Origin of the sequence: Gimesia chilikensis (assembly GCF_008329715.1) — a bacterium.
Taxonomy (GTDB): Bacteria; Planctomycetota; Planctomycetia; order Planctomycetales; family Planctomycetaceae; genus Gimesia; species Gimesia chilikensis.
This window is the reverse complement of record NZ_VTSR01000037.1, coordinates 1-867: the sequence shown is the minus strand read 5'-3', so window position 1 is coordinate 867 and position 867 is coordinate 1. Positions and strand designations below refer to the sequence as shown.

Sequence of the window (867 nt, the reverse complement as noted above, 5' to 3'; positions counted from 1 at the left end):
GTGGATGTCGGTGATCACGTCGGCACTGCCGCCGGCCCCCGGCTCCATCAGGAACACATCGTTGCCGCCGTTACCGCTACCGACGCCGTACCCGCCGCCGTCCAGGTTGTCGCTACCCAGGCCGTCACCCAGGATGTTGTGATCGTTGTCGCCAGTGATGTCGTCGTTGCCATCACCACCGAAGACGTTTTCGATGCTGTTGTCGTCATCGCCACCACCGGTGCCGACCACCAGGCCGCCGCCGATGTTTGTAGCGGTGCCGGAGAACAGGTCGACGGTCACACCCGTGGTGTAGTCCCGGTAATCCAGGCTGTCGTTACCGGTGTCCCCGTCGAGGGTGCCGGTCAGACCGGCCCCGTCGCTGAGATCGAAGCGGTCGTCCTGGGTTCCCCCGATCAGGTTCTGGAAGTCGGTGAAGTCCAGACGCTCTTCTGGCGGAGTCGCAATCGCATCGCCGGCAATCGTTGGCCGGCCGATGGCCAGGTTGTTCCGTTCGGCGATAATAAAGCCTTCATCGTTGGCCGTGATGCCCCAGTAGTTATTCAGGTTCGGGCCTTCCAGCGTGTCACTGTTGGCTGAACCGACCAGGTCGTTGATGTTGTCGAAGCCCGTTCCGCCACCACCAGTACCCAGGATGCTGCCGTTGAGTTCGTAACCTTGGAATCCGTCCAGGCTGCCCAGGCCGGCCAGCTGCACGTGCACGGCGTTGGAATAAGTGGTGTAGTCGATGGTATCGACGTCCCCACCCCCGTTGATGAAGCCCCGCAGCACATAGTTGCTGTCGAAGATGAATTCATCATTACCGGCCTGCCCGTTGAGTACGGTGTTGACGAGGCTTGGTGTGCTGTTCTGCAGGTTGAAGTCGTC

Annotated in this window: 1 pseudogene; it reads right to left on the bottom strand. The window is 61.1% G+C overall.

Annotation, left to right across the window (positions count from 1 at the left end):
• A pseudogene (locus FYZ48_RS29435) lies at positions 1–867 on the bottom strand (hypothetical protein); the annotation flags it as partial.